This is a genomic window from Pseudomonas sp. No.21 (assembly GCF_054558415.1).
Genome location: NZ_BAAJNO010000006.1, coordinates 1 through 22,643 on the forward strand (window position 1 = coordinate 1; position 22,643 = coordinate 22,643).

General features: G+C 68.2%; 20 protein-coding genes. 3 read left to right on the forward strand and 17 right to left on the reverse strand.

The window, feature by feature from the left end; translation table 11 throughout:
• The first annotated feature begins 260 nt into the window (after positions 1–260).
• On the forward strand, positions 261–524 hold the full coding sequence (locus tag ACYJSS_RS13110) for a DUF2790 domain-containing protein (protein WP_111260633.1): 264 nt from the start codon (positions 261–263) through the stop codon (positions 522–524).
• 21 nt (positions 525–545) lie between these two features.
• On the opposite strand, the gene ACYJSS_RS13115 is transcribed toward ACYJSS_RS13110, so the two are convergent.
• The 6 genes from ACYJSS_RS13115 to ACYJSS_RS13140 form a co-directional block, all read right to left on the reverse strand.
• Positions 546–1,679: a GNAT family N-acetyltransferase gene (locus tag ACYJSS_RS13115; protein WP_111260632.1), complete on the reverse strand. Its 1,134-nt coding sequence runs from the start codon at positions 1,677–1,679 to the stop codon at positions 546–548.
• A gap of 330 nt (positions 1,680–2,009) precedes the next feature.
• A complete protein-coding gene (locus ACYJSS_RS13120) occupies positions 2,010–3,359 on the reverse strand; it encodes an OprO/OprP family phosphate-selective porin (RefSeq protein ID WP_236204649.1) in 1,350 nt (449 codons plus the stop codon).
• 270 nt (positions 3,360–3,629) lie between these two features.
• A complete protein-coding gene (locus ACYJSS_RS13125) occupies positions 3,630–3,863 on the reverse strand; it encodes an anti-sigma factor family protein (RefSeq protein ID WP_236204650.1) in 234 nt (77 codons plus the stop codon).
• Positions 3,857–4,468 (reverse strand): RNA polymerase sigma factor, encoded by a 612-nt coding sequence (locus tag ACYJSS_RS13130; protein WP_236204651.1) that lies wholly within the window; start codon positions 4,466–4,468, stop codon positions 3,857–3,859. The genes ACYJSS_RS13125 and ACYJSS_RS13130 overlap by 7 nt, the downstream gene beginning before the upstream one ends.
• Positions 4,468–5,589 carry a beta-ketoacyl-ACP synthase III gene (locus ACYJSS_RS13135; protein ID WP_236204652.1) on the reverse strand — a complete coding sequence of 374 codons (1,122 nt, stop codon included), beginning with the start codon at positions 5,587–5,589 and terminating at the stop codon, positions 4,468–4,470. Before ACYJSS_RS13135 ends, ACYJSS_RS13130 begins: the two co-directional genes overlap by 1 nt.
• Positions 5,590–6,103: 514 nt before the next feature.
• Positions 6,104–6,535 carry an HIT family protein gene (locus ACYJSS_RS13140; RefSeq protein ID WP_236204653.1) on the reverse strand — a complete coding sequence of 144 codons (432 nt, stop codon included), beginning with the start codon at positions 6,533–6,535 and terminating at the stop codon, positions 6,104–6,106.
• A 145-nt stretch (positions 6,536–6,680) separates the two neighbouring features.
• On the opposite strand from ACYJSS_RS13140, the gene ACYJSS_RS13145 reads away from it, so the two are divergent.
• Positions 6,681–7,481 (forward strand): class I SAM-dependent methyltransferase, encoded by an 801-nt coding sequence (locus tag ACYJSS_RS13145; RefSeq protein ID WP_236204654.1) that lies wholly within the window; start codon positions 6,681–6,683, stop codon positions 7,479–7,481.
• Here the strand turns inward: ACYJSS_RS13145 and ACYJSS_RS13150 are convergent.
• The gene (locus ACYJSS_RS13150; RefSeq protein ID WP_236204655.1) at positions 7,478–8,380 is read right to left on the reverse strand and encodes a LysR family transcriptional regulator; all 903 of its coding nucleotides are present in this window, start codon (positions 8,378–8,380) and stop codon (positions 7,478–7,480) included. The two genes, ACYJSS_RS13145 and ACYJSS_RS13150, sit on opposite strands and share 4 nt — an antisense overlap.
• Before the next feature lie 100 nt (positions 8,381–8,480).
• Here ACYJSS_RS13150 and ACYJSS_RS13155 point away from each other — a divergent pair, with 100 nt between their 5' ends.
• Entirely contained in the window at positions 8,481–9,653 is a 1,173-nt protein-coding gene (locus ACYJSS_RS13155) for an MFS transporter (RefSeq protein ID WP_236204656.1), read from the forward strand.
• Between the two features lie 64 nt (positions 9,654–9,717).
• Here the strand turns inward: ACYJSS_RS13155 and ACYJSS_RS13160 are convergent, their stop codons facing one another.
• From ACYJSS_RS13160 to ACYJSS_RS13205, 10 genes are all read right to left on the reverse strand, one after another.
• Positions 9,718–10,236, reverse strand: coding sequence for a putative adhesin (locus tag ACYJSS_RS13160; protein WP_236204657.1), 519 nt, complete (start codon positions 10,234–10,236; stop codon positions 9,718–9,720).
• A 184-nt stretch (positions 10,237–10,420) separates the two neighbouring features.
• Positions 10,421–10,720 carry a HigA family addiction module antitoxin gene (locus tag ACYJSS_RS13165; protein WP_236204658.1) on the reverse strand — a complete coding sequence of 100 codons (300 nt, stop codon included), beginning with the start codon at positions 10,718–10,720 and terminating at the stop codon, positions 10,421–10,423.
• Between the two features lie 250 nt (positions 10,721–10,970).
• On the reverse strand, positions 10,971–12,011 hold the full coding sequence (locus tag ACYJSS_RS13170) for an AAA family ATPase (RefSeq protein WP_236204659.1): 1,041 nt from the start codon (positions 12,009–12,011) through the stop codon (positions 10,971–10,973).
• A 1-nt stretch (position 12,012) separates the two neighbouring features.
• A complete protein-coding gene (gene pnuC / locus ACYJSS_RS13175; protein ID WP_236204660.1) occupies positions 12,013–12,603 on the reverse strand; it encodes a nicotinamide riboside transporter PnuC in 591 nt (196 codons plus the stop codon).
• Between the two features lie 122 nt (positions 12,604–12,725).
• Entirely contained in the window at positions 12,726–13,250 is a 525-nt protein-coding gene (locus tag ACYJSS_RS13180; protein WP_074969123.1) for a DUF3087 domain-containing protein, read from the reverse strand.
• A gap of 15 nt (positions 13,251–13,265) precedes the next feature.
• A complete protein-coding gene (gene hrpA, locus ACYJSS_RS13185; RefSeq protein ID WP_236204661.1) occupies positions 13,266–17,165 on the reverse strand; it encodes an ATP-dependent RNA helicase HrpA in 3,900 nt (1,299 codons plus the stop codon).
• Between the two features lie 108 nt (positions 17,166–17,273).
• Positions 17,274–18,101 (reverse strand): SGNH/GDSL hydrolase family protein, encoded by an 828-nt coding sequence (locus tag ACYJSS_RS13190; RefSeq protein ID WP_173176401.1) that lies wholly within the window; start codon positions 18,099–18,101, stop codon positions 17,274–17,276.
• A 542-nt stretch (positions 18,102–18,643) separates the two neighbouring features.
• Positions 18,644–19,705, reverse strand: coding sequence for an HlyD family secretion protein (locus ACYJSS_RS13195; RefSeq protein ID WP_236204662.1), 1,062 nt, complete (start codon positions 19,703–19,705; stop codon positions 18,644–18,646).
• Between the two features lie 13 nt (positions 19,706–19,718).
• Positions 19,719–21,251, reverse strand: coding sequence for an MFS transporter (locus ACYJSS_RS13200; protein ID WP_236204663.1), 1,533 nt, complete (start codon positions 21,249–21,251; stop codon positions 19,719–19,721).
• A gap of 177 nt (positions 21,252–21,428) precedes the next feature.
• Positions 21,429–22,334 (reverse strand): LysR family transcriptional regulator, encoded by a 906-nt coding sequence (locus tag ACYJSS_RS13205; RefSeq protein ID WP_111260614.1) that lies wholly within the window; start codon positions 22,332–22,334, stop codon positions 21,429–21,431.
• Between the last annotated feature and the right edge of the window lie 309 nt (positions 22,335–22,643).

Sequence of the window (22,643 nt, forward strand, 5' to 3'; positions counted from 1 at the left end):
TGCCGCTTCACCCATCCACCAGCGGTGATGAACGGGGCCGCGATGGCCACCCCAAACACGCTGCCCCCGTGGGTTTCGCCACGACGAACCCACTATCGATACCGATGATCTCGACTACAACAACCATCAATTTCCGCGATGAAAACGGTGGTGGTCATATAGGCCCCGTACAAAGCAGCAACCCAAACCCGTAGCAGGTAGCCATCGCGCACCGGGTTTCAGTTGAGGCTTTCCAACCGCCCAATCGAGGAAAGATCAGCATGAAAATCGCAGCCGCCGTCACCGCCGTCCTCTCCAGCCTGGCCCCCGCCGTCTTCGCCGCCGAAAGCCGCGAGCCGGGCGCCGAACTGACCGCCGTCGAATACCACTACGGCATGAACGTGGACGTGCAGAAAGTCATCTACCGCACCGACAACACCAGCAAATCCGGCGTCGTGCCCGTGGTGCTGGTCTACGAGGACAGCCAGGGTGAAGTGCACAAGATGAAGTTCCTCGAATGGGGCGGCAGCGTCAGCAACAGCTGATCCCCATCGACGACCGGGGGCTCACTCCCCCGACTTGCGATACGGCAGCAGGCCCCGCGCCTCCTCGGCATAACCGAGGATCGCGGGGCGCTCCTGCTCCAGGAAGCCCGCCACCGCCTCGCGCAGGCCGGGGTGCAGAAGGTAGTGCCAGGAGCGGGTGATCACCGGCTCGAAGCCACGGATCAGCTTGTGCTCGCCCTGGGCGCCGGCGTCGAAGCGCGGCAACCCGGCGGCGATGGCCATGTCGATGCCCTGGTAGAAGCAGGTCTCGAAATGCAGGCGGTCGAACTCCGCCAGGCAACCCCAGTAACGCCCGTACAGCGACCCCGAATCCATCAACGAGAAGGCCATGGCCACCGGCCGCGTACCCTGCTTCGCCAGCACCACGCGAATGGCCTGGGGCATGCGTTCGGCCAACAGGCTGAAGAACACCCGCGTCAGGTACGGCGCCTGGCCGCGCACCTCATAGGTGTTGGCGTAGCAGGCGTAGACGAAATCCCATTCCGCCTCGCTCAGTTCGTTGCCCTCGCGCCACTCGAACCCGATCCCCTGCCCCGCCACCTGCTCGCGCTCCTTGCGCACCTGCTTGCGCTTGCGCGAAGAGAAGGCGTCGAGGAAATCCTGGAAGTCGCGATAGCCGCGGTTGTGCCAGTGGTACTGGCAGCCCAGGCGCTCCAGCCACTGCTCGCGGCCTTGCAGGCGGGCATCGGCGAAGGCGTCGGTGAAGTTGACGTGCAGCCCGGACAGCCCCGCCGTCTCCAGCTCGGGCACCAGTTCATCGAGCAGTTGCGCTGCAGCCGCCTCGTCATGGGCCAGCAGGCGTGCACCCCGCACCGGCGAGAAGGGTACGGCGGCGAGCAGCTTGGGGTAGTACGCGATGCCGGCGCGCTGGCAGGCATCGGCCCAGCCCCAGTCGAATACGTACTCGCCATAGGAATGCGCCTTCACATAGGCCGGCATCGCCGCGAGCAACTCGCCGCCTGCGCCACGCAGCAGGCGATGGGCCGGCCACCAGCCGCTGCGCCCGCCGATGCTGCCGCTGTCCTCCAGGGTGGCGAGGAAGGCATGGCGCAGGAAGGGCTGGTCGTCCTTCAGCAGGGCATCCCAGCTGGAGGCATCGACTTCTGAAAGGCGGGAAAGGGTCTGGATCGGCATGGCGACCAGTCTGGCCTGCGGCGTCGGCGAAAAAAAGCCTGTCGTAGAGAATTCATCGACGATGTTCTTCCGCGGTTGAAGCCGCTCCCACAAAAACACACGCGCCCACCGTGGGAGCGGGTTCATCCGCGATGAGCCCAGAGGGCCCCGCCGCAGGTTGGCGCCGAGCGCAGCGAGGCCCAATGGAGCGGGGCTGGACCTCGCATCGTTGGGTTTCGTGCCTCTACCCAACCTACGACCCCTTGCCCCCTCCCGGACATCGCGAAAAACGCGCCCATAAAAAAGCCCCGCCGAAGCGGGGCTCAAGAAGGAGCGGATGAACGGTATTGCTTAGAACACGTACTGGGCGCGGACCACGAAGCCGTCACCGCTGTCATCACCAACACGGTTGGTGAAGTGGTCGGTCTTGGCCTTGGTGTACATGCCGCTGATCTTCACCGCTTCGTTGGCGTACCAGTTCACACCGATGTTGTGGACCTTGGCTTCGGTGTCTTCGGCACCACGCAGGAAGGTCTGGTTGGCAGCGGCCAGCACGGCAACGTCGTTGTCAGCCGAGATGCTGTCGTAGCGGTAGTAGATTTCCCAGGCGCCGGTCTGCTTGTTGGCAGGCTTGATGGCGTCGAACTTGCCCATTTTGTAGCCACGCGCTTCACCGGTCAGGGTGTAGGCGGCCTGGACGTAGAAGCCATCGGCTTCCAGATCGGACTGGGCGCCAGCGGAGTCGGTCTCGCGCTTCATCCACTCACCCTGGATGGAGAACGGGCCGGAGGCGAAAGCGGCTTCCAGGCCGAAGGCGGTGTCGTCATCCCAGAAGGACGTGGCGGAGTTGGTACCGGCCAGTACGGCGCGGTTGCCAAGGTTGCCGGAAGCGTTACCACCGTTGGTGTCCACGCCACGCATGCCCAGACGGGAGCGGTAGCGAACGTCGGCACCGGCTACGTCGTCCAGTTTGCGCTGGGCGAAGTTCACACCGAAGTGCAGCACGTTGCCGGCTTCGGCCATCGGGGCGAACACGCCACGGACGTTGAACTGCTTGACGCTGTCGCCTTCGTCGTCGTTGGCGTCCTTGCTGGCCAGGCTGGTGGAGACATAGCCGTAGTTGCTGATCAGCGCCTGGACCTGAACGCCGAGGCCGTCCTGGTGGGTGTTGGCCCAATCCACGACTTCGTTCATGGCGCTGCGTTCCAGAGCGGTCACCCACTTGGAGCTGGTGGCTTTTTCCAGGCCGAAGTCGGGGTCGAAACGACCGACGCGGATGGTGATCGGGTTGAAGCCGGTGTAGCTCAGCGAAGCTTCGTCGAAGTTACCGCTCGGCTGGGAGCTGCTGCCGTTGCTGGTGCTGTTGCCGTTGCCGGAGTTCTCGGAGAAGTCATAGGCGACAGCGTAGGCCCAGTCGGTGAACGCGATGCCGGAGAGTTCCAGGTAGGCGCGGCGGAAGTAGGCAGCGTCACCGGTGTCGCCATTGCGGGTGTAGAGGCCATCGAAGCGACCGTAGTCGGCTTGCAGGCGGCCGCCCAGCTTGAAGGCGAAGGACTTGTCGGTGGTAGCGACTTCAAGGCCGCCCTTGGTCTTGATAACGATGTCGGTGCCGTCGGTGGTGACGGTACCAGCGAAAGCCTGGGCGGAAATGGCCAGGGCCATGGCGCTGGCGGCAAAACCGGCGAAGTGCTTACGGATCATCGAAGATTCCCCTGTTGGTCTTTAGTGCTGGAAAACACCCGAGCGTTGGGCTCGTTCGTGCTGGGGGGGAATGTTGGCGGGGGGTTATTTCAGCTCAGTTGCTTTTAGATAAATATTTTATGACAGAGGAACTTTTTCATCGCCATTGGAAATATGGGAAAAACCGCTCTAGACCGGGCTTTACAGCCAAGCGAAGCGGCAGGTTGTCGCAGCGTGGCAGGCAACCGAATATGACAACACGACGAACATGTTACGGCGCGATGACCCGCTTCAGGGGGATTCGTGGCGTGCCCTGGCGAGCCGTTCTGCCAGTTTTTCATCACCGTCGGGAGCCGGTTCGGACAATTGCCTGAACACTGCTCGGGTGAGGTTCAACTGGGCGAGGAAGCGCCGGCAATGGGGGCAGATCAGCAGGTGCTGGCGAACACCCAGGCGCTGCACGACACCCAGCTGGCCATCGATGTAGTCGCTGGATCGGGCGACCAGCTCGCGGCAGTTCAGCATTGGCCCGTCTCCTCGAAGTGCTCCACGGTGGCGAACAGCTTGAGGCGCCCACGATGCAGCAGCACCCGGACATTGGAGAGCGAAACCTCCAGCAGGTTACAGATCTCCTGCAACTCCAGGCCCTGGCGCTCGCGCAGCAGCAGCACGCTGCGCTGCAGGTCGGAAAGGCTCAGCAGGGTCTTCTCCAGGCACTGGCGCAGCTCTTCCTCGGCGAGCAGGGCCTCGGGGGAGTCCTCGTGCCAGGCGGAGGGGGCGGCCAGCCAGTGGCCGTCGGCGGCGAAGCGCGTGTCGTCCACGGTCCCGTGGGGCGCGGGCAGGTCGTCGAGCAGGACTTCGCGGCGGCTCTGCTTGAGCCGGGTGCGGGCGGTGTTGGCGACTATGGTCAGCAGCCAGGTCTTCAGGCTGGAGCGCTGCTGGAAACCGTCCAGGCTGCGCACCACGGCGAGCCAGGCATCCTGCACCACCTCCTCGGCATGCCGGCCGCCGACGATGGCGAAGGCCACGGCGCGCATGGCGCCCTGGTAGGTATCGATGAGTTCGCGGAACGCCTGCTGCTGCCCCGCCCTGAGGCGCGGCAGCAGTTCGTCGTCCGCGGGAGCGGCCATCAGCGCTTGCGCAGGATCACGCTGCCGATGGAGTAGCCGGCACCGAAGGAGCTGAGCACGCCCAGGGCACCGCTGGGCAGGTCGTCCTGGTACTTGTGGAAGGCGATCACCGAACCGGCGGAGCTGGTGTTGGCGTAGGTGTCGAGGATCACCGGCGCCTCGTGGGCCTCGGCGTCGCGACCCAGCAGCTTGCGGGCGATCAGCAGGTTCATGTTGAGGTTGGCCTGGTGCAGCCAGAAGCGCTTCACGTCGGTGACCTCCAGCGCGTTCTCCTGCAGGTGCGCGGCGATCAGCTCGGCGACCATGGGGCAGACGTCGCGGAACACCTTGCGGCCTTCCTGCACGAACAGCTTGTCGCGGGCACCGATGCCCTCTTCCGCCGCGCGGTTGAGGAAGCCGAAGTTGTTGCGGATGTTGTTGGAGAACTGGGTCAGCAGCTTGGTGCCGACGATGTCGAACTGGTGCTTCGAGGTGGCCTGGTCGGCACGCTCGATGATCACCGCAGTGGCCGCGTCGCCGAAGATGAAGTGGCTGTCGCGGTCACGGAAGTTCAGGTGGCCGGTGCAGATTTCCGGGTTGACCATGAGGATGGCGCGCGCCTGCCCGGTCTGCACGGCGGTGGTCGCCGCCTGGATGCCGAAGGTGGCCGAGGAGCAGGCCACGTTCATGTCGTAGCCGAAGCCCTGGATGCCCAGGGCGGCCTGGACCTCGATGGCCACCGCCGGGTAGGCACGTTGCAGGTTGGAGCAGGCGACGATCACGCCATCGATATCGGCGGCGGTGCGGCCGGCACGCTCCAGGGCCTCCTTGGCGGCGCCGACGGCCATCTCGCAGAGCACGCCCCATTCTTCGTTGGAGCGCTCGGGAATGCGCGGAACCATGCGTTGCGGGTCGAGGATGCCGTCCTTGTCCATCACGAAGCGGCTCTGGATCCCCGAGGCCTTCTCGATGAAGGCGACGCTGGATTCGCTCAGCGCCTCGACCTCGCCACGCTCGATGGCGGCGGCGTTCTCGGCGTTGAAGGCCTGGACATAGGCGTTGAAGGAAGCCACCAGTTCTTCGTTGGAGATGCTCTGGGACGGGGTGTAAAGGCCGGTGCCACTGATCACGACTTTGTGCACGGTCGATCCTCTCGTTACTGGGCTGTGGCGGGCACAGCCGGTTGGGCAGTTGGTCACTGGACGAAGGCTCGGCCAGCATTGGAAAAAGGCTCATCCCGCTACGCGGGACGGAACAGCGAATCCTTGTTGTATCGGGGCGCCCAGGGGGCACGGCGGCAGGCGCGAGGGCCTTCTCACGGCTCGTCGCAGGATAGCAACGGCCCCGCGCGCAAGGCGCGAATTCTGCCACAGCGCGGGCGCTTCCGGGGTACCCGCGCCGCTGCGTCAGACCATCGGCCAGCGCCGCCACGAGTGCCTGGAAGGCTGCTCGGCGGGGCTGGAATGCGCCCGGCAGGTAGGATTGATCCTACAAATGCCTCCGTTCGTTGTGGTTATAGATGCTCGACACGCCCCACAGGACACAGGTGGACGAGTGGGAAAATCGGCTTATATGCGGCTAAAAAGGCCAAATCGACTGCCCACGGGACGCGAACGGCCGCTTTCTCCGCCGGCCGCCCGCGCCCTGCGACGGGCGTCAGAGGCGCTTGAGAAGACGCGCCTGCAGCGCTTCCAGCTCTGCCGGATCGGCCTTCTTGCTGGCGTGGATGCCCAGGGCCTCGCCCTCGAAGCGGGGGACGATGTGCATGTGGATATGAAACACCGTCTGCCCCGCCGGGGCCCCGTTGAACTGCGCCACCTGCACGCCGGCCGGCTCCAGCTCGTCCACCAGCACGCGTGCCAGGCGCTGCACCACGGCCATGACCTTGGCCAGCGCATCGGGGTCGATATCGAGGATGTTGCGCGCCGCCGAGCGCTTGGGGATCACCAGGGTGTGGCCGTAGGACTGCGGGAAGATATCGAGGAAGGCGAGCACGTCGTCGTCCTCGTAGAGCGTGTAGCAAGGGGCTTCACCACGAATGATCTGGGCGAAGACGTTCTGCGGATCGTAGGTGCCGTGAAGGCTCATCGTGGCGCTCCATTTGCCGTTTGCTGACCGCGCACCTTAGCGTCCGCCGCCGCCGGGTTGAACCCCCCACACAGGATCCGGGTTCCAAAACGCCGCCAGGCGCGGCACCCTGGCGCCCTCGGAACCCCCCCGCAAGGAACGCCACATGCCCCGCCACAAGCCCGCACTGGACATCCTCCAGCACAACAGTGCCGCCTGGGACCGCCAGGCCCGGCAACACTGCGAATGGTCACGCCCCGTGGACGCCGCCACCATCGCCGCCGCCCGCGCGGGCGACTGGCAGGTGCGCCTCACGCCCGGCCCGCTGCCCGCCGGCTGGCTCCCCGAGGTGCGCGGGCTGCGCATCCTCTGCCTGGCTTCCGGTGGCGGCCAGCAGGCCCCGGTGCTGGCCGCCGCCGGTGCCGAGGTGCTGGTGCTGGATGCCTCCGCCGAGCAGCTCGCCCGCGACCGCGAAGTGGCCGGGCGAGACGGCCTGCAACTGGAAACCCTGCAAGGCGACATGCGCGACCTCTCGCCCCTGGCCGACGCGCGTTTCGACTGCGTGTTCCACCCCATCTCCAACCTCTACGTGCCGGATATCCGCCCCGTCTGGCGTGAGTGCTTCCGCGTCCTGCGTCCCAGCGGCCGGCTGCTGTCGAGCTTCTACAACCCGGTGGTGTTCGTCGCCGACCGCGACCCGCGCCATGCCGAGCAGGGCCTGATCAAGCCGCGCTTCACCCTGCCCTACTCCGACCTCGACGACCTGGCCCCGGAGGAACTGGCGGCCAAGCGCGAACGCGGCGAGGCCCTGGTGTTCGGCCACAGCCTGGCGGAGCAGATCGGCGGCCAGCTGGAAGCCGGCTTCGTGCTGCGCGGCTTCCACGAAGACGCCCAGCCGAACCCGCGCTTCGTGATCGACAGGTACCTGCCGACCTTCCTCGCCACCTGGGCGGAAAAGCCTCTCTAGGGAAGGCGCATCCGCTCGGCGAGAAAGTCCAGCAACACCCGCACCCGTGTCGGCAGGTGCCCGCCCTGGCCGACGTAGAGCGCGTGAATCGGCTTGCTGTCGCCGGGGTTGTAGTCCTCCAGCAACGCCTGCAGGCGCCCCTCGCGGAGATCGTCGTGAACCTGGAAACTGGCCAGCCGCGCCAGCCCCAGCCCTTCCAGGGCCAGGTGGCGCAAGGCGTCGCCATCGCTGATCAGCAGGTTGCCCCGGGGCGCTTCGTGTTCGTCCTCCATGCCCGTGAAAGGCCAGTCGCGCCCCGCGCGCTGGTAGTTGAAGTTGAGGCAGTTGTGCCCGGCCAGCTCGGCGGGCGTCGCCGGTGCACCGTGGCGGGCGAGATAGGCAGGCGCCGCCACCACATGGTGAGCCGAGTCGCCGAGCTTGCGCGCCACCAGCCCGGAGTCCTTCAGCGGGCCGCTGCGGATCGCCACGTCGGCGCGGGTCTCCAGCAGGTCCACCACCGCATCGGTGAGGCTGATATCGAGGGTCACCTCCGGGTACAGGGCGAGGAACTCCGGCAGCACCGGGATCAGGTACTGCCGGCCGATGGGCACGTTGCAGCTGATGCGCACCCGCCCATGGGGCCGCGCACTGGCCCCGGCCTCGCGCTCGGCCTCATTGAGGTCGGCGAGGATGCCCAGGCTGCGCTGGTAGAAGCGCTCGCCTTCCGGCGTCAACCCCAGGCGCCGGGTGGAGCGGTTGAATAGCCGAGCACCGAGGCGCGCCTCCAGCCGCGACACCAGCTTGCTGACCGCCGAGGGCGTCATCCCGCAGGCGCGGGCGGCGCTGGTGAAGCCGCCGGTTTCCACCACGCGGACGAAGACGTCCATCTCGCCGAAACGGTTGATATCGGGCCGGGACATATGACTTGAACTCACAAGTGATTTGCGCGGAGGCAGTCTATATCAGCAAAAGCGCCGTGGATAAGCTGCCCGCCATCGCCCATCCATCGGAGCCCGCGTCATGCCCGTCGCCCTCTACGCCCTCACAGCCGGTGCCTTCGGCATCGGTGTCACCGAATTCATCATCATGGGATTGCTGCTGGAAGTCGGCGGTGACCTTGGCGTTTCCATCTCTGCCGCCGGCCTGCTGATCTCCGGCTACGCCCTCGGCGTGGTCGCCGGCGCCCCGCTGCTCACCGCCCTCAGCGCACGCCGGCCACGCAAGACCACGCTGCTGGCGTTGATGGTGATCTTCACCCTCGGCAACCTCGCCTGCGCCCTGGCGCCCAACTACACCACGCTGATGGCCGCGCGGGTGCTCACCTCATTCGCCCACGGCACCTTCTTCGGCGTCGGCTCGGTGGTCGCCACCAGCCTGGTGGCCGCTGACCGCCGCGCCTCGGCCATCGCCATCATGTTCACCGGCCTCACCGTCGCCACCATCCTCGGCGTGCCCTTCGGCACCTGGCTCGGCCAGGCCATGGGCTGGCGCGCGGCCTTCTGGGCGGTGACCGTGGTCGGCGTGGCGGCGCTGGTGATCATCGCCCTGTTCGTCCCCCGCGACCGCGAGAAGCCTGCCCCCAGCAGCCTGCGCGAAGACTTCCGCGTGCTCGGCCGCCCCGCTGTGCTGCTCGGCCTGCTCACCACCGTGCTGGGCTTCGGTGGCGTGTTCACCGTGTTCAGCTACATCGCACCGTTGCTGACCCGCGTCAGCGGCTTCGGCGAAGCGGCGGTCTCGCCGGTGCTGCTGGTGTTCGGCGCCGGCCTGGTGCTGGGCAACCTGCTGGGCGGCCGCCTCGCCGACCGCCGCCTGCTGCCGGCACTCCTCGGCAGCATGGCCGCCCTGGCCGTGGTGCTGGGCCTGATGGGCTTCGTGCTGGAAAACCAGGTCGCGGTGATCGCCTTCACCTTCCTGCTCGGCGTCGCCGGCTTCGCCACCGTGCCGCCGCTGCAGATCTGGGTGCTGGAAAAGGCCGAAGGTGCCGGCCAGAGCGTGGCCGCCAGCTTCAACATCGCCGCCTTCAACCTGGGCAACGCCCTGGGTGCCTGGCTCGGTGGCAGCGTCATCGACCAGGGCCCCGGCCTCACCGCCCTGCCCTGGGCCGCCGCCAGCCTGCCGATCCTCGCCCTCGCCGTCGCCCTCTTCGCCCTGCGCCTGGAAAAACGCCGCGACGCCCGCCTGGCCATGGCCTGAGCCAGCCCAACGAAAAAGGCCGCCGCCGGATCACTCCAGCGGCGGCCTTTCTCTGTGGAGCCTGTCAGTTTCTGACCAGCTCCCCGCCCTCCATAATGACGTCGCTCAGATTGATCACTTCGCGACATGCCGCCCAATGGCAGTTCCTGCCGCCGAATTCATACAGGAGGTCCTCCAGGAACACGCCCTTGGTCGAACCGATGCCGCTCTGCTGCACCGTCACCAACCTTGACAGGGAGCGGGCCTCACCTAGCTGCAGACTCTGTGGCGACATCAGCACGTAGTTCTTGATCTGATCACCGGCCTCATAGGTGACGGGCAGACGATCGTTGCTAGCACGCATCGTCTTGCACATCTCCGATAGCCCATTGGTCACGTCGATGAGCTTGCCGATGTCGTTGTCCAGCGTGCTCAGGCTGGAAAACTGGCCGCTCTGGTCGGGGCACCAGAAGGTGATGGTGGTGTTCGAAGGCACCGTGATCATCCTCGGGCGATTACGGTAGACCCGGCAGAACCCGCCATGCCCGGCGAACACCATGATGTTGCACATGAACACGTCGTCATGAATCTCGGCCAGTTTCATGGGTCACTCCATTGACGGTCGCCGAAGGAAAGACGGCAGGGACAGCGGATTGAACATAGCAGCGCGGATTTCGGGGCGCCAAAGCCATCCGTCCCTTGCTCGCCAGCATTCACTCCACCTGGGAGCGGAAAGGCACCCTGTCGAATCGGTGACGGTTTTCCCTGTAGACAAACCCACCCAGGAGTCAGGCGACGCGAGGGGACACATCCGCCTCGATTTCCGCACCGTGGTCCAGCTCGGCGACCCGCAAATCGTAGGCGGCCTGCAGGTTGAGCCAGGACTGCGCCTCGCCACCGAAGTAGCGGGCCAGGCGCAGCGCAGTGTCGGCGGAAATGGCGCGACGCGCCTTGACGATCTCGTGCAGGCGGGTGGCCGGAACGCGCAAGGCACCGGCCAGCGCGTTGACGCTCATGTCCAGCGGCACGAGGAATTCCTCACGGAGGATTTCACCGGGATGGATGGGACGCATGCCGTTCTTGGTCATTGGCAGTCACCGTAGGTTGGGTAGAGGAACGAAACCCAACGATACATGGCTCGGCTCCGCGCCGTAGGCCATCGGAGTGGCATCAATCGCGGATGAATCCGCTCCCACAAGAGCGCTCCGTAGGTTGGGTAGAGGAACGAAACCCAACCTGGCGAGGTTGAGCCCCGCTACGTTGGGCCTCGCTGTGCTCGGCGCCAACCTACGGACGGTGCATCGCAGTCGCATCGAGGGCGGCCCCGCAGCCCGGGCTTCAGCCCGGGGAGGCGTTGCGCAGATGGACCAGCACCTGCTCCACCCGCGCCTCCAGTGGGCCGGTGAGCACCCGGTAGGGCCAGCCGCGGCGCTGCAGTTCGGCGCGGTACCAGGCCTGTTGGCGGCGGCGGAAGGTTTCGTCCTGGCGGGTGCCGTCCTGGACGAAGGGGAAGTCGTCGGCGCAGAGGAAGGTGTGCGCATAGGGGCGTTCGGCCAGGGTGGCTAGCTCGGCCTCGGCGCCGCCGAACATCGCGTGGCTGTAGAACAGCGTGGTCAGCGCCGAAGTGTCGCAGACCAGGTAGCGCCCGGCCGTGAGCGCCGCCCGGTCTTCCCGCGCCACCTGGTTTCGGCCGATGTGCAGCAGGTCGTCGTACTCAAGCGCACCGTCCTTCGCCACCCAGTGCTCGCGGCCGAATTCGGCCACGCAAGGCGCATCGAGCGCTGCGGCCAGGGCGATGGCGAGGCTGCTCTTGCCGGTGGATTCGCCGCCGAGCAGGACGATCCGTTCGACGAAGTCGGCGTGCACCTCGGGGGCGAGGAACTCCCGCAACCCGTGGGGGTCGGCCCGCAGGCGGGTGCCGGAGACGGGCACGGCGAGGCGCTGCGGGTCGACGCAGACGTGCCGCACCGGGTGCCCGAAGACACCCGCCAGGTGCGCGGCGAACCCCTCGCCATAGCCCTCGCTGGTGAACACCGCATCCACCGTGGTGCCGAACACCGCCTGGCAGAACTCGGCGACGAACTGACGCGGCTCGAACTCGGGGGCGTCGTTGTGGGGCAGGTCGGGCAGGCGCTTGCCCTCCTCCCGCCAGGCCCGGATGCGGGCCGGGGTGACCACCTCGGCCTGCAACTCCGGAAAGCGCAGGCGCAGCCAGCGCTCACGGCGCCCGGCTTCGCAACCCGGCAGCTCGGGAAGAGACCAGCAGAGCAGCAACAGCCGCTCGCATTGCCCCCGGGCCGCGTGGATCAGCCGCTCATGGCCCAGGTGCAGCGGCGAGAACTTGCCCACCACCAGGCCAGTGCGAAAGGTCGTGTTCATCTCAGACCGGTTCCTGTCCGGCCACGGGCACGGCGGCCTCGCGCAGCTCACGGCGCCAGCGGTACAGGCCGTACCAGGCGTTGCACCAGAACAGGGTGTAGAGCCCGGCGGTGAGGTACAGCTCGCGGGAGGCGTAGAGCGGCACCGCCAGGGTGTTCACCAGCAGCCAGGCGTACCAGTTCTCCAGGCGCCGGCGCATCAGCAACAGTTGCGCCAGCACGCTGAAGGTCAGCACCAGGGAGTCCACCAGCGGTGCGTAGGCGTCGGTGAAGTGGTGCAGCAGCGCCCCATAGGCCAACGCCACCACCACCGCCAGGGCCGCCATCCACGCCAGCGTGCCTGGCGCGGTGCGGCTAACCGGCAGCTGGGTGCCGGCGTTGCCACGCAACCAGGCCCACCAGCCCAGGGCGCTGGTGACGATGAAGAAGCCCTGCAGGGTGACGTCGGCATACAGCTGGGATTCGAAGAACAACCAGCCGAACAGCACGCAGCCGAGGATGCCGCTGGACCAGGTGTGCACGCTGTTGCGCGCGGCCAGCAGCACGGCGATCAGGTTCACCAGGTCGGCGACGAGTTCGAGGGTGGAAGGCATGGGATCGTCCCTGTGGGGTGATGCTGTTCCAGTGGTTCCCCGCGTTCGCGAGGATGACGAGTGCGGGGCGGGTCTTTCGTGAGCGTCATTCCCGCGAACGCGGGAACCCGGCAAACGGCGGTTCAGCCGAAGCGCTTGACCGCGTCCAGCCAGTCCCGCTCCAGGCGCCCCTGCTCCGGGTCGAGCCCCAGGGCCAGCATCGCCTCGCGGTGCGCATCGATCTCGCGGACCATCTGGCTGAGGTCGGAGGTGTTGCCGTCCAGCTGGTGCATCTGGGTCACGCCCAGGTGGTAGAAGCGCAGCAGCTTCATCGCCGCCGGGTCGTTCACGGCGACGCCGGCCTTGACCCGGTGCATCAGGTTGGTGACGCGCATCAGGCTGCGCTTGAGCCCCCAGCCATAGACCGCCGGCGCCATGAACGGGCGCGGCCAGAACTGCAGGCGCACTAGGGCCACCGTCACCGCCAGCCCGGCCAGCACGCCGGCCAGGTTCCAGCGGAAGTTGTCGCCACCGGGGGTGCCGAACAGCTGCACGCTGGCGGTGGCGAACAGCATGGCCAGGGCGATGAACAGTACCGCGATGCCGATGGCGATGCGCCGGGTCTTCTCGCGGTACAGCTCGGGGCTCATGGGGCGGATTTCGAACAACAGGTCACTCACGGATCAACCCTCCACCTGGGTCCACTGCTTGTTGAGACGCTTGTCGGAGACCGCCATCTTCGTCCCCAGCTGCTGGGCGAAGAGGGACACGCGATACTCCTCCAGCATCCAGCGGTACAGCACCAGCTCGGGGTCGCGCTTGCCTTCCTGGGCATGCTTGGCCAGGCGCGCCTGGTACTGCTCCCAGTAGCCGGCCAGCTCGCCGGACCAGACGCGGTCACGCTGCAGCTGGGCGCCGATCTTGTCGAAGCGCTGCTCGATGGCCTTGAGGTAGCGCGGCACTTCCTTCAGCCACTCGGCCGGCGTCTCGCGGACGAAACCGGGGTACACGAGGTTGGCCAGCTGCGCCTTGATGTCGTTGAGCGCCACCGCCTGGGCCAGGTCGATGCGGCCCTTGAAGCGCTTCTGCAGGCCATGCCAGAGCTTGAGGATGTCCAGGGTCAGGCGCGCCAGGCGTTCGGCGTGCTCGGCCCAGGCACCGCGCTTCTTCTCCGCCAGCGAGGCCAGGGCGGCGCCGTCGCGGGGCAGGCTGGCTTCGCCGTCGAGGATGCAGCTGTCGAGGCTGGCCAGGAGGATGTCCTCCACCAGCGCGTCGACCCGGCCCATGTCGCGGTACAGCAGGCCCAGCTCGGTCAGGCCCGGCAGCTTGCCACGGAGGAACTTGGCCGGTTCGGCCAGCTGTTGCAGCAGCAGGCGCTGCAGGGCGCGACGGTGCTGGTACTCGGCTTCGGCCTGGGTCGGGAAGCGGTGTTCCTTGACTACGCCGCCCTCCTCCACCAGCGCCGGGTAGACGGTCATGGACAGGCCGGCGATCTTCTGCTGGGTCTTCTCGGCGACCTCGGCGAACACCTTGGCTTCCACCGCCTTCTGCGCCTTGTCGCCCTGCGGGATGGCCAGGGCGGCCTGGCTGGCCTCGGCGAAGCGCGCGGTCAGCTCGGCCAGGTCGCGGCCTTCGCCGAGGAACTTGCCGCGCGCATCGACCACCTCGATGTTCATCTTCAGGTGGTGCTCCAGCAGGCCGGCGGCTTCCGCCCAGGCCTCCTCGGGCACGCGGGCGCCGGTCATGCGCTGCAGTTCGCGGCCCAGCGCCTCGGGCAGCGAGCCCTGGGCGAAGGCCAGCTTGGCCAGCGCGGCCTTCACGAAATCCGGCACCGGCACGAAGTTCTTGCGGATCGCCTTGGGCAGGTTGCGCACCAGGGCCACGCACTTGGCTTCCAGCAGGCCGGGCACCAGCCAGTCGAGGCGCTCGGCGGGCAGTTGCGGCAACAGGGGCGCGGGCACCCGCAGGGTCACGCCGTCACGCGGGTGGCCGGGTTCGAAGTGGTAGTCCAGCGGCAGTTGCAGCTCGCCGATGCGCAGGGTGTCCGGGTACTGCGCGGCGGTGACTTCGCTGGCTTCGCGGGCCAGCACGTCTTCCTCGCGCATGATCAGCAGCTCGGGGTTCTTCGCCCGCTCGCGCTCGTACCACTTCTCGAAACTGGCGGTCTGGTAGATGTCCTCGGGCAGGCGCGCGGCGTAGTAGCCGAAGAGGGTTTCCTCGTCGGCGAGGATGTCGCGGCGGCGGGCCTTGGCCTCCAGCTCGTCGAGCCGCTCCAGCAACTGGCGGTTGGCGGCCAGGCACTTGGCTCGGCTGTGGATCTCGCCCCGCACCAGGCCCTCGCGGATGAACAGCTCGCGCGCCACCGGCGGGTCGATGGGGCCGTAGTGCACCGGGCGGCGGCCGACCACGATCAGCCCGTAGAGGGTGACCTGCTCGTAGGCCACGACCTGGCCACGGCGCTTCTCCCAGTGCGGCTCCAGGTGGTTCTTCTTCACCAGGTGGCCGGCCAGGGGTTCCAGCCAGTCGGGGTCGATCTTGGCGACCATGCGCGCGAACAGCTTGGTGGTCTCCACCAGCTCGGCGGCCATGATCCACTGCGGGCGCTTCTTGGCGATCACGGTCGAGGGGTGGATCCAGAAACGCCGCTGGCGGGCGCCGAGGTAGTCGCCATCCTCGCTCTTCTGGCCGATCTGGCTGAGCAGGCCGGAGAGCAGCGCCTTGTGCACGCGCGGGTAGTCCGCCGGCTCCTTGTTGATGGAGAGCTTGAGCTCGCGGCAGATCAGCGTCAGCTGGCGGTGGGCATCACGCCACTCGCGCAGGCGCATGTAGTTGAGGAAGTTCTTCCGGCACCAGGTGCGCAGCGCGTTGGAGCCCAGTGCCTGGCGCTGCTCCTCGAAGCCGCGCCAGAGGTTGACCAGCGCGGCGAAGTCGGAATCCACGTCCTTCCATTGCGCGTGGGCCTGGTCGGCGGCCTGCTGGCGTTCCATCGGCCGTTCGCGCGGGTCCTGCACCGAGAGCGCGCTGGTGATCAGCAGCACCTCGTCGAGGCTGCCCTGGCTGGCGCCTTCCAGCACCATGCGGCCCAGGCGCGGGTCCACCGGCAGGCGCGCCAGCTGGCGGCCCAGGGGCGTGAGCTGGCCCTCGCGGTTCACTGCCGAGAGCTCCTGCAGCAGGGTGAAGCCGTCGCTCACCGCCTTGCCGTCCGGCGGCTCGATGAAGGGGAAGTCGCCGATCTCGCCCAGGCGCAGGTGGAGCATCTGCAGGATCACCGCCGCCAGGTTGGTGCGCAGGATCTCCGGGTCGGTGAATTCGGGGCGGCCGAGGAAGTCCTCCTCGCTGTACAGGCGCACGCAGATGCCCGGCTCGACCCGGCCGCAACGGCCCTTGCGCTGGTTGGCGCTGGCCTGGGACACGGCCTCGATGGGCAGGCGCTGGACCTTGGCGCGGTAGCTGTAGCGGCTGATGCGCGCGGTGCCGCTGTCGATCACGTAGCGGATGCCGGGCACCGTCAGCGAGGTTTCGGCGACGTTGGTGGCGAGCACGATCTTGCGGCCCGGCATGGGCGCGAAGATCTTCTGCTGCTCGGCCGGGGTCAGTCGTGCATAGAGCGGCAGCACCTCGGTGTGGCGCAGGTTGGCCTTGCGCAGCACCTCGGCGGCGTCGCGGATCTCGCGCTCGCCGGGGAGGAACACCAGCACGTCGCCCGGGCGCTTGCCTTCGGCGCGCTCGTGGTCGGCGATCTCGTCCAGGGCGCGGAGGATGCCCTGGTCCACCGACAGGTCGTCGAACAGCGGCTCGCCGTTCTCGTCCACCTCGGCGGCCAGGGGCCGGTACCAGGTGTCCACCGGGTAGGTGCGGCCGGAGACTTCGACGATGGGCGCATCGCCGAAATGCTTGGAAAAGCGCTCCAGGTCGATGGTCGCCGAGGTGATGATCAGCTTCAGGTCCGGGCGGCGCGGCAGCAGGGTCTTCAGGTAGCCCAGGAGGAAGTCGATGTTCAGGCTGCGCTCGTGGGCCTCGTCGACGATGATCGTGTCGTAGCGCTCGAGCAGGCGGTCGTGCTGGGTCTCGGCCAGCAGGATGCCGTCGGTCATCAGCTTGATCAGGCTGCGCTCGTTGGACTGGTCCTCGAAGCGCACCTGGTAGCCCACCAGTTCGCCCAGGGGCGTGCCGATCTCCTCGGCCACGCGGGTCGCCACGCTGCGCGCGGCCAGCCGGCGCGGCTGGGTGTGGCCGATCAGGCCGTGGGTGCCGCGGCCGATCTCCAGGCAGATCTTCGGCAGCTGGGTGGTCTTGCCCGAGCCGGTCTCGCCGGCGATCACCAGCACCTGGTGCTTCTCCAGGGCGGCCTTGATCTCGTCGCGCTTGGCGGCGATGGGCAGGGCATCGTCGTAGCGCATGCGCGGCACGCTGGCGCGACGGGCCTCGACCTTGGCGCAGGACGCCTGGAAGCGTTCCAGCCACTGGGCGAGCTTCGCCTCGTCCGGCTTCTTGTGCAGCTCATGGAGCTGGCGGCGCAGGCGATGGCGGTCGGCGATCAGGGCGTGGTCGAGGTTCTTGTGCAGGGAGGCGATGTCGGTCATCAGGCACTGGGCAATCGTGGCAAAGGCGCGATTGTCGCAGATTCCGCCCCCGCACCGCACCGGCAAGCGCCCGCGCGCCGATGGCTCGGCGGCGCGGGGTGGAGCGGGTCAGCGGGTGGCGGTGATCGGCAGGCTGCGCAGCTCGGCCGGCACGGTGCGCAGGGCCAGGTCCTGGGCCTGCAGGGAGTTCCAGGCGAAGCCCTGCAGGGCGCTGCTGCTGTCGTGGTCCAGGCGCGCGGCCTGCTCGGACGACGGTGCCGGCGGCTGCACGCCGTAGATCAGCGCGTAGAACACCGAGGCGGTCAGGTAGCTGCCGCTGTAGCTCGGGTGGCTGCCGTCCTCGATGAACAGGTGCGGTTGCGGGGTGGCTGCCAGGGCCTGCTTCCAGGCCTGGCCGACCGGGGCCAGCAGCGCGTGGGTCTCGTTGGCCAGGCCGGTGTAGACGGCATCGAGCTGCGCCTGCATGGCCGGGTTCGCCTGGCGCGCCCAGGTCAGGTAGAGGATCGGCTGGGCGCCGGCCTTGCGTGCCTCGGCGGCCATCAGGCGCACGTAGGTGCGGGTCTTCTCGGGGTTGTCCACCGGCATGGTGCTGAAGTCCTGGATCACCACGTAGTCCCAGTGCTGGCTGGCCAGCACCTGCTGCACCACGCCGCGGTTCCAGTGGGCCTCCAGGCTGGCGCCGCCGAAGGTGACGTCACGCACGTCCAGTGGGCGCGGCTGGGCGGCGTCGAGGGACATCTGCCGGACCATGCGCGGCAGGTCGTTGTAGAAGGTGTAGCTGTTGCCCACGAACAGCACGCTGAGCGGGCGGCCCGTCACGGCCTGCGGCGAGGCGGAACCGATCACCGGTTTCGCGGACGGGTTTTCAGCGGCCACGGTCGGGCCGACGACGACAACTCCCAGCATCCAGGCCAGGAGGATTCGACGCACGTTCATACGCATGGAGGTCCCCCAGGAAGCGCAACGGTGCGGGCCACGGGCCCGCGGACCGGCGCAGGTTATGCGAATCCACCGCTGTCGCAATGCTGGCAGCGGGCGGGAGCGACGGGAGGTCATACCGTTCGGTAGAGCTGGCGAAGCGGTGGGTTGAGCGATTGGAGAGGTGGCGGATCGTTCCCGGGCGTGACGACGCGCAGCTCCTGGCTCCGCTTGGTGGAGGTAGAAAGCGACCTCCACCCTACGCATCGATCAGCTCCTGCGTGGGGCGTTGTGCCGTTGTGTAGGGGCGACTTCAGTCGCCAAGCGGCGCACAGCGCCGCCGCCCATTTGTGGGAGCGAATTCATTCGCGATCGCCTTCCCCGGAACCTTCAGGCACCTGGCACGTCCTCCTCCCCTTCCAACGCCTGCCAGCCACCCCCGAGGGCGCGGTAGAGGTCCACCAGCGCCAGGGGGGGCGTCGGGCCGGGTGAAGTCCGGGCCGACCCTGCAGGCGCCAAGGCCCATCGCCAGGACCAGCAGGGTCGCGTGTCGATGCACCTCAGTTCACCCCCGCCAGGGCCTCGGGCTCGCCACGGGTGTCCACGTCGGCTTCCACCGACATGCCCACCCGCAGGCGCGCGGCCAGGGGCTGGCCCTGGTCGAGGCGGACCTTCACCGGGATGCGCTGCACCACCTTGGTGAAGTTGCCGGTGGCGTTGTCCGGGGCGATGGCGGCGAAGGTCACGCCGGTGGCCGGGGCGATGCTTTCCACATGGCCTTGCAGCACCTCGCCGGGGAAGCTGTCCACGGTCATCTGCACCGCCTGGCCGGGGCGCATGTGGGTGAGCTGGGTTTCCTGGAAGTTGGCGACCACGTAGGCCCGTGCCAGGGGCACCACCGCCAGCAGGGCCTGGCCGGGGCTGACGAAGGCGCCGACCCGCACCGCGCGGCGGCCGACCGTGCCGTCCATGGGGGCGCGCAGTTCGGTGTGGGAAAGGTCGAGCTCGGCCCGTTCGAGGCCGGCACGGGCCTGTTCCAGGGCGGCCCGGGCGGCGTCGCGCTGGGCGGCGAGGACGTCGGTCTGCTTGCGCGTGGCCGAGAGCGCGGCGGCGTGTTCGGCCTGGCGCGCACGGCTGGTGTCGAAGCGGCTGCGCGCCTGCTGGGCGCTCTGCAGGGTGCCGGCGCCCTGCCCGGCCAGGTGCTGGTAGCGCTCCAGCTCGTGGCGGGCGAACTCCATCTCGGCGCGGTCCGCCTCCACCGTGGCCTCGGCCTGGCGGATCAGCGCGTCCTGCCGTTCCAGGGTGGCCCGGGCGTTGGCCAGCCTGGCCTCGGCGCTGGCCACTTCGGCGCGGGCGCCGGAGCGCGCGGCGCGGTAGTCGCGGTCGTCGATGCGCGCCAGCAGCTGGCCGGCCGTCACCGGCTGGTTGTCCTCCACCAGCACCTCGCCGATGAAGCCGGAGACCTTGGGCGCCACCAGGGTGAAGTCGGCCTGGACGAAGGCGTCGTTGGTGCCTTCGCCCCCGCTGCCGGCGGTGAAGTGCCAGGCGCTCCAGGCGATGAGGCCGGCGCCGGCGAGCAAGGCGCCGACGATCAGGGGGGTACGGTTGTGTGTGTCGGTCATGGTGATTCTTCCGTTAGCTCGGGGCACGCGGCGGGTAGATGCGCGTGGGCACGAAGGGGATGGCGACGATCAGCGCGGCCGCCAGGACGGCCAGGCACAGGTAGAGGTCGGAGGAGGCCAGCACCGTGGCCTGCTGGTGGACACGGCGGGCCAGCTGCGCGCCCTCCTCCAGCAGCGGGCCGTTGCCTAGGCGGTCCACCAGCTGGGTGGAGTGCAGGTGCAGGCGCAGGGTGCCGAGGGCTTCCAGCACGCCGCCGGCCAGCACCGCGGCGAAACCCTTGATGGTGTTGAACCAGGCCGAGGCGAAGGGGCCGTCCGGCGGCGTGATGCTGCCGGTGGAGAGCATCAGCAGCGGCAGCACCGCCATGGGCTGGCCGAAGATCTGCAGCGCCTGCACCAGGTAGAAGTCCTCGCGGGCCCAGGCCGAGGTCAGCCCGGCACCCAGCCAGCAGGCGCCGGCGAGCATGGCCAGGCCGCAGGCCAGCACCCAGCGGCAATCCACCCAGCGCAGGTTGCACAGGGCCGCCACCAGGGGCAGCGCCAGCAGTTGCGGCAGGGCGACCACCAGGAACACCGGGGCGCTCTGCAGCGGGCGGTAGCCCTGCACCTGGGCCAGGTAGGCGGAGGGCACGCTGATCACCCCCAGCAGCACGAAGAGCACGCCGCCCAGCACGAACAGGGCGAAGCTGAGGTTGCGCAGCTTGAGCAGCTGGAGCTTGAAGAAGGGCAGCGGGTGCTTCCATTCATTGAGCAGGAACAGCACCAGCAGCACCGAGCCCCCGCCCAGCAGCAGGCAGATCAGCGGCGACTCGAACCAGTCCAGGCGGTCGCCCTGCACCAGGCCGACCACCAGCATCGACAGCGCGGGGAAGCCCAGCAACAGGCCCAGCCAGTCGAACTGGCGGAAGCGTTCCAGGCGCAGCGGGTCCTGGGGCAGCCCCCAGGCGACGGCGGCCAGGGCCAGCAGGCTCAGGGGGATGATCTGCCAGAAGGCCCAGCGCCAGCCGACGAACTCCACCCAGAAGGCCGCCAGCGGCGTGCCCAGGCCAGGGCCGAAGGTGGCGGTCAGGGCGTAGCCGGCCAGGCCGTAGAGCTTGATGTTGGCGGGCAGGAAGCGCAGCGCCACGGTCATCAGCATCGGCGGCAGCGCCCCGCCGGCCAGGCCCTGCAGGGCGCGCAGGGCCATCAGGCACGGCAGGTTGGGCGCCAGGGGGCTGAGCAGGCCCAGCACCATGAAGGCGCCGATGGCCGCGATGGTGAAGCGGCGCAGGGAGAAGGTCACCGAGAACCAGGGGGCAAAGGCCATGGCACAGACCGAGGGCGCGGCGTAGAGCGCCAGCAGCCAGGTGCCTGCGTCACGGCCGATGCCCATGGCGCCGCGGATATCGGCCAGGGCGACCTTGGTGACGTTCTCGTTGAAGCCGGCCACCAGCACCGCCAGCAACACGCCCACCAGGCCGACGACGATGCGCAGCCCGAAGGGCGTCGTCACCGGTGCGGCGGCGGGCTTGGCGGCAGCCTGGGGCAGGGACAGGGGCGCGTTCATCGGGGCGGTGCTCCGAGGGCGCGCGAGTGCATGCAAGACATGGGGACTTCCGGGTTTCAGGGGTACGCGGAAAGTCTATGGGCGGCCATGGCATGCCGAAAATTGCAATATTTCTAATTTACGAGTGCGCTAGACGCACGACTTAACAAGCGCCCAGCGCGTCGGGGCAAGCCTCGATCAGCCGGGCAGGCCGTCCTCGCAACAGCGCTTGATCAAGGTGCGCAGCCAGCGGTGCGCCGGGTCGCTGTCGAAGCGCGGGTGCCAGGACTGGCGCACCCCCACCGTCGCCAGCGGCAGGGGGATCTCGAAGGCGCGCAGGGGCAGGCCGAGGCGCCGGCAGGTGGCGACCACGGGGTCGGGCATCGGCAGGATCAGGTCGGACTCCAGCATCGCCAGCACGGCGGAGAAGAAGCTGGGGGCGATCATCACCACCTTGCGCGACAGGCCGAGTTCCGCCAGCGCCTGGTCGATGGGGCCCTTCGCCAGGCCCCGGCGCGACACGCTGATGTGCTCGCAGGCGGCGAAGCGCTCGACGTCGAGGGGGCCCTCCAGCAGCGGGTGGCCCTCGCGCACCAGGCCGCTGAAGCGGCATTCGAACAGGCCCTGGGACTTGATCTCCGGCGGCAGGGTGAGCGAGGCGCCCACCATCAGGTCGATGCGCCCGGCACGCAGGGCGTCGTCGTCGCCGTCGATCTCCGGGACGAAGCGCAGCACCGTACCCGGCGCCTCGCGGTGGGCGCGCTCGAACAGGCGACCGCCGTAGCAGACCATGAAGATGTCGTTGGTGCGGATGTTGAAGGTGCGCTCCAGGTTGGCCAGGTCCACCTGGTCGGCATGGAACAGGCCGCTGGCGCGCTCCACCAGGTCGCGCACCTGCTCGCGCAGCTCCAGTGCCCGGGGCGTGGGCACCAGGCCGCGACCGGCGCGCACCAGGATCGGGTCGCCCACCGCCTCGCGGATGCGCGCCAGGGTGCGGCTCATGGCCGGCGCGCTCAGGTGCATGCGCCGCGCCGCCCCGGCGACGCTGCCTTCGTCGAGCAGCACGTCCAGGGCGACCAGCAGGTTGAGATCGGGCAAGGGCATGGGCCGGCTCCAGGGCGGTCGCGAGAGTCGGCACTCTAGCGGGCGGGAAATGGGGCGTCGAGGCATCACAGGCGGGATCGGGCCCATCGCCCGGCACCAAGCTGCGGAGCGGGCCGGCTGCTTCGCGGCAATGGGTTTGGCTCTGTCTGCGTTAAGTGTTGCTAGAGGATTTGAGCCCAGCTGATTGCCGAGTTTTGTTGGTGCTTCTGGTTTCGCCCACCCGGGCGAGTCCCTTTTAACAATCGCCTTAAAAGGAACCAAAAGGGCTTGCCCCATCATCCGGCCCGACTGCGTCGGGTTCCCTCACTC

What these genes read in the sequence shown, in the direction of transcription:
- ACYJSS_RS13110 (WP_111260633.1), top strand. Translation starts at nt 261, where the DNA reads ATGAAAATCGCAGCCGCCGTCACCGCCGTCCTCTCCAGCCTGGCCCCC.
- ACYJSS_RS13115 (WP_111260632.1), bottom strand. Translation starts at nt 1,679, where the DNA reads ATGCCGATCCAGACCCTTTCCCGCCTTTCAGAAGTCGATGCCTCCAGC.
- ACYJSS_RS13120 (WP_236204649.1), bottom strand. Translation starts at nt 3,359, where the DNA reads ATGATCCGTAAGCACTTCGCCGGTTTTGCCGCCAGCGCCATGGCCCTG.
- ACYJSS_RS13125 (WP_236204650.1), bottom strand. Translation starts at nt 3,863, where the DNA reads ATGCTGAACTGCCGCGAGCTGGTCGCCCGATCCAGCGACTACATCGAT.
- ACYJSS_RS13130 (WP_236204651.1), bottom strand. Translation starts at nt 4,468, where the DNA reads ATGGCCGCTCCCGCGGACGACGAACTGCTGCCGCGCCTCAGGGCGGGG.
- ACYJSS_RS13140 (WP_236204653.1), bottom strand. Translation starts at nt 6,535, where the DNA reads ATGAGCCTTCACGGCACCTACGATCCGCAGAACGTCTTCGCCCAGATC.
- ACYJSS_RS13145 (WP_236204654.1), top strand. Translation starts at nt 6,681, where the DNA reads ATGCCCCGCCACAAGCCCGCACTGGACATCCTCCAGCACAACAGTGCC.
- ACYJSS_RS13150 (WP_236204655.1), bottom strand. Translation starts at nt 8,380, where the DNA reads ATGTCCCGGCCCGATATCAACCGTTTCGGCGAGATGGACGTCTTCGTC.
- ACYJSS_RS13155 (WP_236204656.1), top strand. Translation starts at nt 8,481, where the DNA reads ATGCCCGTCGCCCTCTACGCCCTCACAGCCGGTGCCTTCGGCATCGGT.
- ACYJSS_RS13160 (WP_236204657.1), bottom strand. Translation starts at nt 10,236, where the DNA reads ATGAAACTGGCCGAGATTCATGACGACGTGTTCATGTGCAACATCATG.
- ACYJSS_RS13165 (WP_236204658.1), bottom strand. Translation starts at nt 10,720, where the DNA reads ATGACCAAGAACGGCATGCGTCCCATCCATCCCGGTGAAATCCTCCGT.
- ACYJSS_RS13170 (WP_236204659.1), bottom strand. Translation starts at nt 12,011, where the DNA reads ATGAACACGACCTTTCGCACTGGCCTGGTGGTGGGCAAGTTCTCGCCG.
- pnuC (WP_236204660.1), bottom strand. Translation starts at nt 12,603, where the DNA reads ATGCCTTCCACCCTCGAACTCGTCGCCGACCTGGTGAACCTGATCGCC.
- hrpA (WP_236204661.1), bottom strand. Translation starts at nt 17,165, where the DNA reads ATGACCGACATCGCCTCCCTGCACAAGAACCTCGACCACGCCCTGATC.
- ACYJSS_RS13190 (WP_173176401.1), bottom strand. Translation starts at nt 18,101, where the DNA reads ATGAACGTGCGTCGAATCCTCCTGGCCTGGATGCTGGGAGTTGTCGTC.
- ACYJSS_RS13195 (WP_236204662.1), bottom strand. Translation starts at nt 19,705, where the DNA reads ATGACCGACACACACAACCGTACCCCCCTGATCGTCGGCGCCTTGCTC.
- ACYJSS_RS13200 (WP_236204663.1), bottom strand. Translation starts at nt 21,251, where the DNA reads ATGAACGCGCCCCTGTCCCTGCCCCAGGCTGCCGCCAAGCCCGCCGCC.
- ACYJSS_RS13205 (WP_111260614.1), bottom strand. Translation starts at nt 22,334, where the DNA reads ATGCCCTTGCCCGATCTCAACCTGCTGGTCGCCCTGGACGTGCTGCTC.